The organism is Cognatilysobacter segetis, assembly GCF_004359965.1.
Taxonomy (GTDB): domain Bacteria; phylum Pseudomonadota; class Gammaproteobacteria; order Xanthomonadales; family Xanthomonadaceae; genus Cognatilysobacter; species Cognatilysobacter segetis.
In genome coordinates, this window is record NZ_SMRQ01000002.1 from 25,287 (window position 1) to 37,908 (window position 12,622).

Consider the following 12,622-nt stretch of genomic DNA (forward strand, 5'->3'; position numbering starts at 1 on the left):
ATGGAGCGAACGCGCTACGGCCTGCTGGTCCTGATCGGCCTGCTGGCAGCGATGCTGCTGGGCCTGCAGGCGCGGCTGTGGCGCGGGGAGGGCGGGCGCGACGCGGTGGATGAATTGCAGCGCCAGGTCGATGCGCAGGCGCACGAGAACGGCGGGCTGCGGCAGCGCAACGACGCGCTCGCCGCGGAAGTGCAGGACCTGAAATCCGGCGAGGCGGCGGTCGAGGACCGCGCACGCAGCGAGCTCGGCATGATCCGGCCGGGCGAAGTGTTCTATCGCGTGATCGACAACCCCGGCCCCGCGCCGAAGCCCGGCGCGCCGGCGGCCGGCCCGGCGTCGCCGTGACGTCGATCTGGGCCGTCGTTCCCGCCGCGGGCGCGGGCAGCCGCTTCGGCGGCGAGCGTCCGAAGCAATATGTCGACGTCGCCGGCCAACCGCTGATCGCGCATGCGCTTGATGCCCTGCTCGCGCATCCCGCGGTGGAGGGGGCGATGGTCGCCCTCGCGGCCGACGACCTGCAGTGGCCGGGCTGGACCGCGCGCCACGGCAAGCCGGTGCGCACCTGCATCGGTGGCGGCGATCGCGCGAGCTCGGTGCTGGCGGCGCTGGAGGCGCTCGCGGCGGATCGCGGCGACGACGTGCTCGTTCTCGTGCACGACGCCGCGCGCGCCTGCCTCGATATGCACGACGTCGACCGGCTGATCGCCGCGGCGCGCGCGTGCACCGACGGCGCGCTGCTCGCCGCACCGGTGCGCGACACGCTTAAGCGCGTCGATGCGGACGGTCGCAGCGCCGGCACCGAGCCGCGCGAGCACCTGTGGCGCGCGTTCACGCCGCAGGCCGCGCGCCTGGGCACGCTCCGCGACGCCTTGCGCGCCGCGCTGCATGACGGCATCGCGGTCACCGACGAGGCGATGGCGCTCGAACGGGCCGGCCTGCGGCCCCGACTCGTCGAAGGGCGCGAAGACAACATCAAGCTGACCACGCCCTCCGACCTCGGTCTGGTCGCATCCATCCTCGCGCGCCGCGCGCGCACTGCGGAATCGCCATGAACCTGCGCATCGGACAGGGCTTCGACGTCCACGCCTTCGGCGAGGGCGACCACGTGATGCTCGGCGGCGTGCGCGTGCCGCATTCGCGCGGCCTGCAGGCGCACTCCGACGGAGACGTCGTCCTGCATGCGATCTGCGACGCGATCCTCGGCGCGCTCGCGCTGGGCGACATCGGCCGGCATTTCCCGCCGTCCGACGCGCGCTGGCGCGATGCCGACAGCCGCATGTTCGTGCGTCATTGCCGGGACCTCGCCCGCGACGCCGGCTGGCAGGTCGTCAACGTCGACGCCACCGTGATCGCCGAGCGACCGAAGGTGGGCCCGCATGCACAGGCGATGCGCGAGGCGATCGCGGCGGATCTCGGCGTCGACCTCGAGGCCGTGAGCGTCAAGGCGACCACCACCGAGACGCTGGGCTTCACCGGTCGCGGCGAGGGGATCGCGGCGATGGCGGTCTGCCTGCTCGGACGCCCCGCATGACGGCGCTTGCGCGCGCACACGGGCCCGCCGTGCTCACGGCGGTGTACCGCGCGAGACCGGAGGACTTCGTCGTCGAGGAGCTTCCGGGATTCGAGCCCAGCGGGAGCGGCGAACACCTGCTGCTCGACATCGAGAAGCGCGGCATGAACACCGCCTTCGCCGCGAAGCGAATCGCGGAATGGGCGGGCGTCAAGGAGATGGCCGTCGGCTACGCGGGCCTCAAGGACCGCCACGCGGTCACGCGACAGCGTTTCAGCGTCCATCTGCCGGGGCGCGACGCCCCCGACCTCGACGCGCTGCAGGACGGTTCGCTGCGCGTGCTCGCCGCCACGCGCCATTCGCGCAAGCTGCCGCGCGGCGCACTCGCCGGCAACCGGTTCGAACTGACACTGCGCGACGTGCGCGGCGACCGTGCATCGATCGACGCCCGCATCGCGGCGGTCGCGGCGCGCGGCGTCCCGAACTATTTCGGCGAGCAGCGCTTCGGCCGCGGCGGCGGCAACGTGGAGCAGGCGCGCGCGATGTTCGGCGGGCGGCGCGTGCGCCGCGAGGAGCGCAGCCTGCTGCTCTCGGCGGCGCGCTCGGAACTGTTCAATCGCGTGCTCGGCGAGCGGGTGTCGCGCGACTGCTGGGACGCGCCGCTCGATGGCGAGGTCTGGATGCTCGACGGCCGCCGCAGCATTTTCGGGCCCGAGCCCTGGTCGGCCGACCTCGCCGATCGCCTGGCGCGGTTCGACATCCATCCCACCGGGCCGCTCTGGGGACGCGGCGCGCTGCGCAGCGAAGGCGAGTGCAGGGCGCTGGAGGAAGCGGTGCTCGCCGATGCGGACGCGCTGTCGCTGCGACGGGGGCTCGAAGCCGCCGGGCTCGAGCAGGAACGGCGGGCGCTGCGGCTCCGACCGGCCGACATGGCCGCCGACTGGGCCGCCGACGACGTGCTCGTGCTGCGGTTCTCGCTGCCGCCCGGCACCTATGCCACCTGCGTCCTGGAAGCCCTTGGCGACGTGGACGAACCGGGTCGCGCCGGCGCCTGACCGTTCGTCGTACGGGCGCTCCGCCTCCCGATTCCGGCCATGCGCCGGGCGTATAACCGCATCGACGCCCGCATCGGGCGGGCGCCCCCCGATTCCATCAGGAGACGGTCATGGCCACACCCCGTATCGCGGTCGCGCTCGCGGCCACGCTGGTCCTCGGCGGTTGCGCGAGCATGCGCGACGACAACGCCACCACCTACGTCGCGCCGCCGTCCAGCCAGCAGGCCACCGTGCAGGAGGACACGGCGTACATGCAGAAGGTGGAGCAGCAGGCCCGGATGCGCGGCATCGACGTGCGCTGGATCAATCCGCCCACCAAGCGCATGAAGACCGTCGCGACGCGCTGATCAGCGCTTCGCGAGCAACACCACCACGGCCCCGGTGCCGCCCTGGGCGGGCGGCGCCGAGTGGAAGCCGAGCACGTCGGCGCGATGCCGCAGCACGCGGTCGACCAGGTTCTTGAGGATCGGCGCGCCGCTGCTGTCGAGCTCGGCCGCGCCACGGCCCTTGCCGTGGATGATCCGCACACAGCCGACGCCGTGCTTGCGCGCATCGGCCAGGAACTCGCGCAGCAGCGACTGCGCCTGCGCGGCGTCGAGCCCGTGCAGGTCGAGTTCCTCCTGCGCCGAGAGCTCCCCACGCTTCAGGCGCCGGAAGGTCCCGGGCGGGAGCCGGTCGGTGCAATGGCTGAGCACATCGCCCGCGCCGAGCAGGTGCTCGTCCAGCGCGAGCCTGAATTCGCTGGCGGCCGACGCCTCGTCGCGCTCGCGCATCCGCGCGCGTGGCCGCGGCTTGGGGCCTTCCGGCGGCGCGGGCGCCGCGGCGACCGGCCGCACCGGCCCGACCGCCTGCCGGAACAGTTCGAGATCGTCGTCACGCGGATCGTGTTCGCCCATGCGGGCAGCGTAGCGGCAAGCAATCGCGACGCGCAGCACGCCGTCTTCATTCCGCGAAAGGTCGCCCGCGGGCATCGGCTATCATGACCCCCCGCCGACGCCGGCGGTGCCCCTCACCCGGCGCGACCATTCATGCGAGTCCTTGTCAGCAACGACGACGGCGTCGACGCGCCGGGCATCCGCGTCCTCGCGGAGCACCTGCGCGCCGCCGGCCATTCGGTCATCACCGTCGCGCCCGACCGCGACCGGTCCGGTGCGAGCAATTCGCTCACCCTCGACGCGCCCGTGCGGGTGATCCGCCAGGACGAGCGGACCTACCGCGTGTTCGGCACGCCGACCGACTGCGTGCACGTGGCGGTGACCGGCATGCTCGACGCGCTGCCGGACATCGTGGTGTCCGGCATCAACAACACCGCGAACCTGGGCGACGACGTCATCTATTCGGGCACCGTCGCCGCGGCGATGGAAGGCCGAGGCCTCGGTCTGCCGGCCATCGCCGTGTCGCTGGCGACGGTGGATCACGTCGGCCGCCATTACGAGACCGCCGCTCGCGCGGCCGTCGAGCTGGTCGCGCGGCTGGCGGTGGATCCGCTGCCGGCCGACACGATCCTCAACGTCAACGTGCCCGACGTGCCGTGGGAAGCGCTGCAGGGCTTCGAGGTCGGCCGCCTCGGCAATCGCCATCGCGCCGAAGCCTGCATCCCGCAGACCGATCCGCGCGGCCGGCAGTGGTACTGGATCGGCGCGGCGGGCCCGGAGCAGGACGCCGGTCCCGGCACCGATTTCAACGCGGTGCGCCGCGGGTTCATCTCGATCACGCCGATCCACGTCGACCTGACGCGCTACCGCGCGCTGGAGCAGGTGGCGGGCTGGGTCGGCGGCCTCGCGGACACGCTCCAGCTGCGGGCGGGCGCATGAGCATGCGCATGCACCTCAAGCCCGAAGCGGCGGGCAGCGGTCTCACCTCGCAGCGCGTGCGCGACCGGCTGGTCGAGCGCCTGCGCGCGAACGGCATCCAGGACGAACGCGTGCTCAATGCCATCCGCGTGGTGCCGCGCCACCTGTTCGTCGACGAGGTCCTCGCGACGCGCGCCTACGAGGACACCGCGCTGCCGATCGGCCACGGCCAGACGATCTCGCAGCCGTGGGTTGTCGCGCGCATGACCGAGGCGCTGATGGCGTCGAATCCGGGGAAGGTGCTCGAGATCGGCACCGGCTCGGGCTACCAGGCCGCGGTGCTCGCGGCGCTCGGGCTCGAGGTGCATACCGTCGAACGCATCGGCGAGTTGCTGCGCATCGCGCGCAAGCGCTTCCGCACGCTCGGCCTCACCGTGCGCAGCAAGCACGACGACGGCCGCGCCGGCTGGGCCGAGAACGGTCCGTTCGATGCCATCCTCGTCACCGCCGGTGCGCCCGCGCTGGTGGACGCGCTGCTCGACCAGCTCGTTCCGGGCGGGACGCTGATCGCGCCGGTGGGCGCCGCGAACGCGCAGTCGCTGGTGAAACTGGTGAAGCGCGAGGACGGCGGCATCGACGAGGAGGTGCTGGCGCCCGTGGTGTTCGTCCCGCTGCTGTCGGGTACCGTCGATTGAACCGGAGTCGCGCTTGAAGCTTTTCGCCCCGCTCTACGACCGCGCGATCGGATGGGCCCGCCATCCGCATGCCGAACGCTACCTCGCCGGCCTGAGCTTCCTCGAGGCGATCATCTTCCCCGTGATGCCCGAAGTGATGCTGGCGCCGATGTGCGTGGCGCAGCCGCGCCGGGCCTTCCGCTACGCCACGGTGAGCCTGGTGTTCTCGCTGCTCGGCGCGATCGTGGGCTACTACCTCGGCCACTACGCGTTCGAGGCGATCAAGCCGCTGTTCGCATCGATGGGGCTGCTGCCGAAGATCGAGGCGACGATCGCGTCGATGCAGGCGCGCATGGCGCAGTCGCCGTGGGGCGTGTTCTGGCTGCTCGTCGGCGGCGGCTTCGCCCCGATCCCCATGAAGATTTTCACCTGGGCGTCGGGCATCGTCGGTGTGCCGATGCTGCAGTACCTGCTCGCGATGGCCGTCGGGCGCGGCAAGCGCGTCTACCTGCTCGCCGCCGTGATCCGCGTCGGCGGCGAGCGCGCCGAGGCGGCCTTGCGCCGCTACATCGAACCGATCGGCTGGGTCGCGCTGCTGGCACTGGCTGCGGCGATCGGCTGGCTGGTGTGGAGGTCGCAGGTCGCATGAGCATGACGCGCTGGAACCTGGTCTGCATCGGAGTGGTGGTCCTGCTCGCCGGCTGTTCGAGCACGGTGGTGCGCGAGCCCTCCGCTCGCGCGCCCGCGCATCGCGTATCGACGCCGAAGCCGGGTGCGACGACGCTCGTGGAGCGCGGCGACACGCTGTACTCGATCGCCACGCGCAACGGCATCAGCGTGCTCGACCTCGCGTCGTGGAATGCGCTTGCGCCGCCGTACACCATCTATCCCGGGCAGCGTCTCCGGCTCTATCCCGGCGGTTCGCGCGTTGCGTCCACGCCACCGCCGGGCCCGGCCCCGCGGCGACCGGCCAGCACGCCTGCCCGGCCCGCGCCGCCGCCGGTGGTCGTGGCGCCGCCGACGAGTCCGTTCGCCTGGCGCTGGCCCGCGGAGGGCGCGCTCGTCGGTCGCTTCGTGACCGGCGAGCCGACCAAGCAGGGCGTGGACATCGCCGGCAGCGAGGGCGCGCCGGTGCGCGCTGCGGCCGACGGCACGGTCGTGTACTCCGGCGCCGGCCTCGTCGGATACGGCGAGCTGGTCATCGTCAAGCATGGCGACCAGTGGCTGTCGGCCTACGGGCACAATCGGAAGCGGCTGGTGAACGAAGGCCAGCTGGTGAAGGCCGGCCAGCCGATCGCCGAGATGGGCCACAGCGGCGCCCCGCGCGACATGCTGCATTTCGAGATCCGCTACACCGGCAAACCGGTCGACCCGTTGCTCTACCTGCCGCCGCGCTGAGGCGCGGGGCGCGGCCCGTTCAGCCGAGGATGAAGCCTGCGGCGACCCGCCGGCCCTCGCCGGCCAGCACGGCGAACGTGCGCGCGGCGGCCTCGTTGCTCATCACCTCGAAGCCGACGCCGGCCTGCAGACAGGCTGCCTGGGTCACCGCCGGCGCGAAGGCCTGCCGCTCGCCGCTGCCGATGAGCACGACATCCGGCGACAGGGCGAGCAGCGCCTGCAGCCGTTCGGGCGTGAGCTCATCCACCGCGGCCACCGGCCAATCCTCGATCAGCGTGTCCGTCGAGAGCACGAAGCTGCGCGTGAGCCGCAGGTCGTTGACGATCGCGACACTGCCGTTCGCGCCGCGCAGCACGTAGCGGTGTTCGGCGTTTTCGAGCGTCAGTTGCATCTCGACTCCGCGTGGCGACGATGCGGCGGCTTTCAGGCGCGGGGCAGGACGATCTGCCGCTTGTCCCGGCTCGGCCGGTACAGCACCGCCGTATGGCCGATGCGCTGCACCAGCGCGGCGCCCGCACCGTCGGCGATCGCGCCGATCAGCGCATCGCGCTCGTCGCGGTCGGTGGCGGCGACCTTCACCTTGATCAGCTCGTGGTCTTCGAGCGCCTGACCGACTTCGGCGACGAGCGCCGGGGTGACGCCCTTGCCGCCGACCTGCAGCATCGCCTTCAGGCCGTGGGCCTGCCCGCGGAGGAACCGGATCTGGGCATTGGTGAGGCTGGGCGCGGTCAAGCAGGCGTTCCGGGAGCGTGGGGAGGCGCAGGTTACCATGCGGTCCTTCGCCGGCTTTTACCGGCCTCTGCACATATCGATGGCCACGCGCAGCAAATCGAGCCACCGCTGGCTCCGCGAACATTTCTCCGATCCCTATGTGAAGAAGGCGAAGGCCGAGGGCCTGCGCTCGCGCGCCGCCTACAAGCTCGAGGAACTGGTCGAGCGCGATCGCCTCCTCAAGCCCGGCATGGTCGTCGTCGACCTCGGCGCCGCGCCCGGCGGCTGGTCGCAATGGGTCCGCCAGTCGATGGGCGATTCGGGCCGGGTCATCGCACTCGACATCCTCGAGATGCCGACGCTGGCCGGCGTGGAATTCCTTCATGGCGATTTCAGGGAGGATGCCGTCCTATCCCGGCTGGAGGCCACGCTCGGCGACCAGGCTGTGGACCTTGTGCTGTCGGACATGGCCCCCAACATGAGTGGCATGGACTCGGTGGACCTGCCGCGTGCGATGCACCTGGCGGAGCTGGCGATGGACTTCGCCGACCATCACCTGAAGGTCGGCGGCAACTTCCTGATCAAGCTGTTCCAGGGCGTGGGGTTCGACGAGTACGTGAAGGAGTTGCGCCGGCGGTACGACAAGGTCGTGATCCGCAAGCCGGCCGCCTCCCGCAAGCGATCGCCCGAGGTCTATGCGCTCGCGCAGGGCCGGCGGGCGCAGATGAAGTAACGTGGCTCACGGCCGCTTGCGATCGACGCGAGCGGCCGCCGCCAGCCGCCGGATCCGTCCGGCAACGCATCTTGAAGGGGCGTACAGCTCGTACGTGCTTCAATGGCACGACAAGGTATGAAGATGAACGACTTGGCCAAGAATCTATTGCTGTGGGTGGTGGTCGCCGTCGTACTGATGGTGGTCTTCCAGGCCTTCGGCCCGCGCAGCGCCCAGACGGAAACGCTGGCCTACGACCAGTTCATCCAGCAGGTGCAGTCCGACCGCGTGCAGAACGTGGTGATCAGCGACGACAAGACGACGATCACCGGCAAGCGCAAGGACAACACCGAGTTCGTGACGTACGCGCCCGAAGACCCCGGGATGATGTACGACCTCATGCACCACAAGGTGTCGATCAACCAGAAGCCGCCGCAGACGGGTCCGTCGCTGTGGGGCATCCTGCTGAACTTCCTGCCCATCCTGCTGATCGTGGGCGCGTGGATCTTCGTCATGCGGCAGATGCAGCAGGGCGGCAGCAAGGGCGCCATGAGCTTCGGCAAGTCTCGCGCGAAGATGCAGGGCGAGGACCAGGTCAAGGTCACGCTGGCCGACGTCGCCGGTTGCGACGAGGCGAAGCAGGAGGTCGGCGAACTCGTCGAGTTCCTGCGCGATCCCTCGCGCTTCCAGAAGCTCGGCGGGAAGATCCCGCGCGGCGTGCTGATGGTCGGCCCGCCGGGCACCGGCAAGACGCTCCTCGCGCGCGCGATCGCCGGCGAGGCGAAGGTGCCGTTCTTCTCGATCTCGGGCTCGGACTTCGTCGAGATGTTCGTCGGCGTCGGCGCCAGCCGCGTCCGCGACATGTTCGACCAGGCCAAGAAGCACGCGCCCTGCATCATCTTCATCGACGAGATCGACGCGGTCGGCCGCCATCGCGGCGCCGGCCTCGGCGGCGGTCACGACGAGCGCGAGCAGACGCTCAACCAGCTGCTGGTCGAGATGGACGGCTTCGAGGGCGGCGAGGGCGTGATCGTCATCGCGGCGACCAACCGTCCGGACGTGCTCGACCCCGCGCTGCTGCGCCCGGGCCGCTTCGACCGCCAGGTCACCGTCGGCCTGCCGGACGTGCGCGGCCGCGAGCAGATCCTCAAGGTGCACATGCGCAAGCTGCCGCTCGGCGAGGACGTCGATGCGATGGTCGTCGCGCGCGGAACCCCGGGCTTCTCGGGCGCCGATCTGGCGAACCTCTGCAACGAGGCCGCGCTGTTCGCCGCGCGGGACAACGCCAAGCAAGTGCACATGGAGCAGTTCGACAAGGCGCGCGACAAGATCCTGATGGGCGCCGAGCGCCGCTCGATGGCGATGAGCCTCGAGGAGAAGACCAATACCGCGTACCACGAAGCCGGCCATGCGATCGTCGGCCGCCTGGTGCCGGAGCACGACCCGGTCTACAAGGTCACGATCATTCCGCGTGGCCGCGCGCTGGGCGTCACGATGTACCTGCCCGAAGGCGACCGTTACAGCTACAACCGCACGATCATCGAGTCGCAGCTGTGCTCGCTGTACGGCGGCCGCGTCGCCGAGGAGCTGATCTTCGGCGCCGGCAAGGTGACCACGGGTGCGTCCAACGACATCGAGCGCGCCACGAAGATGGCCCGCAACATGGTCACCAAGTGGGGCCTGTCCGAGCTCGGCCCGATCACGTTCGGCGAGGAAGAGGACGAGGTGTTCCTCGGCCGCTCGGTGACGCAGCACAAGAACGTGTCGGACGAGACCGCACGCAAGATCGACGAAGTCGTGCGCGGTATCCTCGACAACGCCTACGCGCGGTCGGTGAAGATCCTCACCGACAACGTCGACAAGCTGCATGCGATGGCGAAGGCGCTGCTGGAGTACGAGACCATCGACGCCACGCAGATCGACGCGATCATGGAAGGCCGCGATCCGCCGCCGCCGACGGGCTGGGGCCGCGGTGGCCCGGCGACCGAAGAGCCCAAGCGGCTCCACCTGGGCGGCGTACAGCCCAGCGGCACCTGACCGCGTTGCTAGCGAAACACGAAAAGGCCAGAGTCCGCTCTGGCCTTTTTCTTTGGGTGGTCGCCATGCAGCGCAGTCGCAACCGGGGTGCATACCTCGCCATCGGCATGGGTGTCGGGGTCGGGATCGGCGCCGCGATGCATCGCATCGCACTCGGCGTCGCGCTAGGGGTCGTGTACGGACTCGTGCTCGCGGCACTCGCGGCACGCCGGGAGCCGCGCTGATGTTCGACGTCGCGCCCGTGCTGGACTGCGGCGGCCGCCGGCTGGTGCTCGATGCGCCGCGCGTCATGGGCATCGTCAACGTCACGCCGGATTCGTTTTCCGATGGCGGCGTCCATTTCGACGTCGATGACGCGGTCGCGCACGGCCTGAAGCTGGTGGCCGAGGGCGCGGACCTGCTCGACGTCGGCGGCGAATCCACGCGCCCCGGCGCAGACGAGGTATCCGTCGACGACGAACTCGCGCGCGTCGTCCCGGTGATCGAGCGCCTCGCGCGCGAAACCGCGGTGCCCATCAGCATCGACACCTGCAAGCCCGAGGTGATGCGAGCGGCGGTGGCCGCCGGTGCCGGCATGATCAACGACGTCTACGCCCTTCGACGCGACGGCGCGCTCGACGCGGCGGCATCGCTGGGAGTGCCGGTCGTGCTGATGCACATGTTGGGCGAGCCGCGATCGATGCAGGACGACCCGCGCTACGACGACGTGGTCGGCGAGGTGCACCGTTTCCTCGCGGAGCGCATTTTCTCCGCCGAGATGGCCGGCATCGACAAGAAGCGCATCGTGGTCGACCCGGGTTTCGGCTTCGGCAAGACCCGCGAGCACAACCTGCAGCTGCTCGCGCGGTTCGAGCGGTTCACCGACCTGGGCGTGCCGGCGCTCGCGGGCCTGTCGCGCAAGCGCACGATCGGCGACCTCACCGGTCGCAGCGTGCCGGCCGAGCGCGTCGCGGGTTCGGTCGCCGCGCACCTGATCGCCGTGCAGCGGGGCGCGTCGATCGTGCGCGTGCACGACGTGGCCGCCACCGTCGACGCGCTGAAGGTATGGGCTGCGGTCGCCGCGCAGCCGGTGCCGCGCGCGGGTGCCTCCGCGCCCGCGATCCGCTGGCCCGACGACGACTGAGCGACGCGTCGGCGTTTACCCACATGCGTTGTGGATAACCGGTGGGGCACGACTGTGGATAACGATCGCGCGCCCGCGCGGCGGCAGCGCTTCGGGCCGGGTTGGCGAAGTTTTGGCCAGCCGTGCGTCGCATCCGGCCGCCGCTTCGGCCAAACTCCGCCGATCGCCCACGCCCGAGGCTGCGCATGAGTTCCTGGCTCCGTCGCAAGGACATCGACCGGATCACCGTCCACGAGGAGGGCCGGCGGCTGGCGCGCACGCTCGGTTGGCCGCATCTGGTAGCGCTCGGCATCGGCGCGATCGTCGGCACCGGCATCTACACGCTGGTGGGCGTCGCCGCGAACCTCGCGGGCCCGGCGGTGCTGCTCTCGTTCCTGGTCGCCGGCGTGGTCTGCGCCTGCGCGGCGCTGGCCTATGCCGAGATGTCGACGATGATGCCGGCGGCCGGCAGCGCCTACACCTACAGCTACGCGGTGCTGGGCGAGGGCATCGCCTGGATCGTGGGCTGGAGCCTGATCCTCGAATACTCGCTGGTGGTGAGCGCGGTCGCGGTGGGCTGGTCGGGGTCGGCCGTCGAGTTCCTGCACGGCCTCGGCGTGGCGCTGCCGCCGTCGCTGGTCGCCGGTCCGCACGCGGGCGGCCTCGTCAACCTGCCGGCGGTGCTGATCGTGTTCGCCGTCGCGGGCCTGCTGATGCTGGGTACGCGCGAGAGCGCCACGCTCAATGCCGCGCTGGTGGTGATCAAGGTGCTGGCGCTCGGCGTGTTCGTCGCGATCGCGCTGCCGCGGTTCGACACCGCGAACCTGCAGCCGTTCATGCCCTACGGCTTCACCGAGTCGACGGGACCGGATGGGGTCAAGCGCGGCGTGATGGCGGCGGCGGCGATCATCTTCTTCGCGTTCTACGGTTTCGATGCCATCTCCACGGCGGCGGAAGAGGCCAAGAACCCGGGCCGCGACCTGTCGATCGGCATCGTCGGCTCGATGGTGGGTTGCACGCTGATCTACGTGCTCGTGGCGCTGGCGGCGGTCGGCGCGATGCATTACACGGCGTTCGCGCAGAGCCCGGCGCCGCTCGCGCTGATCATGCGCGAGCTGGGGCAGGGCGCGGCGGCCAAGATCGTGGCCGGCGCCGCCGTCGTCGCGCTGCCGACCGTGCTGCTCGCGTTCTTCTATGGCCAGAGCCGCGTGTTCTTCGTGATGTCGCGCGACGGCCTGCTGCCGCGCTCGCTGTCCAAGGTGAATACGCGCACGGGCACGCCGGTCGCGATCACGCTGTTCACCGCGGTGATCGTCGCCGCGCTCGCCGGCGTGGCACGGCTCGACGAGATCGCCGCACTCGCCAATGCCGGCACGCTCGCGGCCTTCGTCGCGGTGGCCGCCTGCCTGCTCGTGCTGCGTCGCCGCGATCCGGCGCGCCCGCGCGTGTTCCGTACGCCGGCCGCGTGGGTGGTCGGGCCGGTCGCGATCGTCGGCTGCGTCTACCTGTTCGTGAGCCTGCCGCACCGCACGCAGCTCTGGTTCCTGGTGTGGAACGCGGTCGGCGTGGTCGTGTACCTCGCCTATGCGCGACGCAACAGCCAGCTCGCCAAGACCGGTCATGCCTGACA

17 protein-coding genes are annotated in these 12,622 nt (G+C 70.9%); 14 read left to right on the top strand and 3 right to left on the bottom strand.

Annotated features, from left to right (window positions below; translation table 11 throughout):
* The 5 genes from ftsB to E4F61_RS00640 all read left to right on the top strand — a co-directional run bounded on the left by ftsB (window position 1) and on the right by E4F61_RS00640 (window position 2,912).
* The gene (gene ftsB, locus E4F61_RS00620) at window positions 1–345 is read left to right on the top strand and encodes a cell division protein FtsB (RefSeq protein WP_133477410.1); all 345 of its coding nucleotides are present in this window, start codon (window positions 1–3) and stop codon (window positions 343–345) included.
* Window positions 342–1,052: a 2-C-methyl-D-erythritol 4-phosphate cytidylyltransferase gene (ispD, locus tag E4F61_RS00625; protein WP_133477411.1), complete on the top strand. Its 711-nt coding sequence runs from the start codon at window positions 342–344 to the stop codon at window positions 1,050–1,052. The genes ftsB and ispD overlap by 4 nt, the downstream gene beginning before the upstream one ends.
* On the top strand, window positions 1,043–1,531 hold the full coding sequence (ispF, locus tag E4F61_RS00630; protein ID WP_133477412.1) for a 2-C-methyl-D-erythritol 2,4-cyclodiphosphate synthase: 489 nt from the start codon (window positions 1,043–1,045) through the stop codon (window positions 1,529–1,531). Before ispD ends, ispF begins: the two co-directional genes overlap by 10 nt.
* Window positions 1,528–2,565 (top strand): tRNA pseudouridine(13) synthase TruD, encoded by a 1,038-nt coding sequence (truD, locus tag E4F61_RS00635; RefSeq protein ID WP_133477413.1) that lies wholly within the window; start codon window positions 1,528–1,530, stop codon window positions 2,563–2,565. Before ispF ends, truD begins: the two co-directional genes overlap by 4 nt.
* A gap of 110 nt (window positions 2,566–2,675) precedes the next feature.
* Window positions 2,676–2,912, top strand: a complete 237-nt coding sequence (locus E4F61_RS00640) for a hypothetical protein (protein WP_133477414.1) — start codon at window positions 2,676–2,678, stop codon at window positions 2,910–2,912.
* Here the strand turns inward: E4F61_RS00640 and E4F61_RS00645 are convergent, their stop codons facing one another.
* Window positions 2,913–3,461 (bottom strand): Smr/MutS family protein, encoded by a 549-nt coding sequence (locus E4F61_RS00645; RefSeq protein WP_133477415.1) that lies wholly within the window; start codon window positions 3,459–3,461, stop codon window positions 2,913–2,915. It abuts the gene before it with no gap.
* Between the two features lie 132 nt (window positions 3,462–3,593).
* On the opposite strand from E4F61_RS00645, the gene surE reads away from it, so the two are divergent.
* The 4 genes from surE to E4F61_RS00665 are packed head-to-tail and all read left to right on the top strand — an operon-like array spanning window position 3,594 to window position 6,430.
* A complete protein-coding gene (gene surE / locus E4F61_RS00650) occupies window positions 3,594–4,379 on the top strand; it encodes a 5'/3'-nucleotidase SurE (protein ID WP_133477416.1) in 786 nt (261 codons plus the stop codon).
* Window positions 4,376–5,053 carry a protein-L-isoaspartate(D-aspartate) O-methyltransferase gene (locus tag E4F61_RS00655; protein WP_133477417.1) on the top strand — a complete coding sequence of 226 codons (678 nt, stop codon included), beginning with the start codon at window positions 4,376–4,378 and terminating at the stop codon, window positions 5,051–5,053. The genes surE and E4F61_RS00655 overlap by 4 nt, the downstream gene beginning before the upstream one ends.
* A 13-nt stretch (window positions 5,054–5,066) precedes the next feature.
* Window positions 5,067–5,681, top strand: a complete 615-nt coding sequence (locus E4F61_RS00660; protein ID WP_133477418.1) for a YqaA family protein — start codon at window positions 5,067–5,069, stop codon at window positions 5,679–5,681.
* Window positions 5,678–6,430, top strand: coding sequence for a peptidoglycan DD-metalloendopeptidase family protein (locus E4F61_RS00665; protein WP_133477419.1), 753 nt, complete (start codon window positions 5,678–5,680; stop codon window positions 6,428–6,430). Before E4F61_RS00660 ends, E4F61_RS00665 begins: the two co-directional genes overlap by 4 nt.
* A 19-nt stretch (window positions 6,431–6,449) precedes the next feature.
* Here E4F61_RS00665 and E4F61_RS00670 read toward each other — a convergent pair whose 3' ends face one another.
* Together E4F61_RS00670 and yhbY are read right to left on the bottom strand one after the other, a co-directional pair.
* Window positions 6,450–6,821: an Mth938-like domain-containing protein gene (locus tag E4F61_RS00670; protein WP_133477420.1), complete on the bottom strand. Its 372-nt coding sequence runs from the start codon at window positions 6,819–6,821 to the stop codon at window positions 6,450–6,452.
* A gap of 32 nt (window positions 6,822–6,853) precedes the next feature.
* Entirely contained in the window at window positions 6,854–7,162 is a 309-nt protein-coding gene (gene yhbY, locus E4F61_RS00675; RefSeq protein ID WP_425480085.1) for a ribosome assembly RNA-binding protein YhbY, read from the bottom strand.
* A gap of 79 nt (window positions 7,163–7,241) precedes the next feature.
* Here yhbY and rlmE point away from each other — a divergent pair, with 79 nt between their 5' ends.
* The 5 genes from rlmE (at window position 7,242) to E4F61_RS00695 (ending at window position 12,620) form a co-directional block, all read left to right on the top strand.
* Entirely contained in the window at window positions 7,242–7,874 is a 633-nt protein-coding gene (rlmE, locus tag E4F61_RS00680) for a 23S rRNA (uridine(2552)-2'-O)-methyltransferase RlmE (RefSeq protein WP_133477422.1), read from the top strand.
* A 123-nt stretch (window positions 7,875–7,997) separates the two neighbouring features.
* Window positions 7,998–9,890 (top strand): ATP-dependent zinc metalloprotease FtsH, encoded by a 1,893-nt coding sequence (gene ftsH / locus E4F61_RS00685; protein ID WP_162301354.1) that lies wholly within the window; start codon window positions 7,998–8,000, stop codon window positions 9,888–9,890.
* A 65-nt stretch (window positions 9,891–9,955) separates the two neighbouring features.
* The gene (locus E4F61_RS14570) at window positions 9,956–10,114 is read left to right on the top strand and encodes a glycine zipper domain-containing protein (protein ID WP_162301349.1); all 159 of its coding nucleotides are present in this window, start codon (window positions 9,956–9,958) and stop codon (window positions 10,112–10,114) included.
* Complete coding sequence (gene folP, locus E4F61_RS00690) at window positions 10,114–11,013, top strand: dihydropteroate synthase (protein WP_133477424.1); 900 nt, start codon at window positions 10,114–10,116, stop codon at window positions 11,011–11,013. The genes E4F61_RS14570 and folP overlap by 1 nt, the downstream gene beginning before the upstream one ends.
* Before the next feature lie 185 nt (window positions 11,014–11,198).
* The gene (locus E4F61_RS00695) at window positions 11,199–12,620 is read left to right on the top strand and encodes an amino acid permease (protein WP_133477425.1); all 1,422 of its coding nucleotides are present in this window, start codon (window positions 11,199–11,201) and stop codon (window positions 12,618–12,620) included.
* Window positions 12,621–12,622 lie beyond the last annotated feature (2 nt).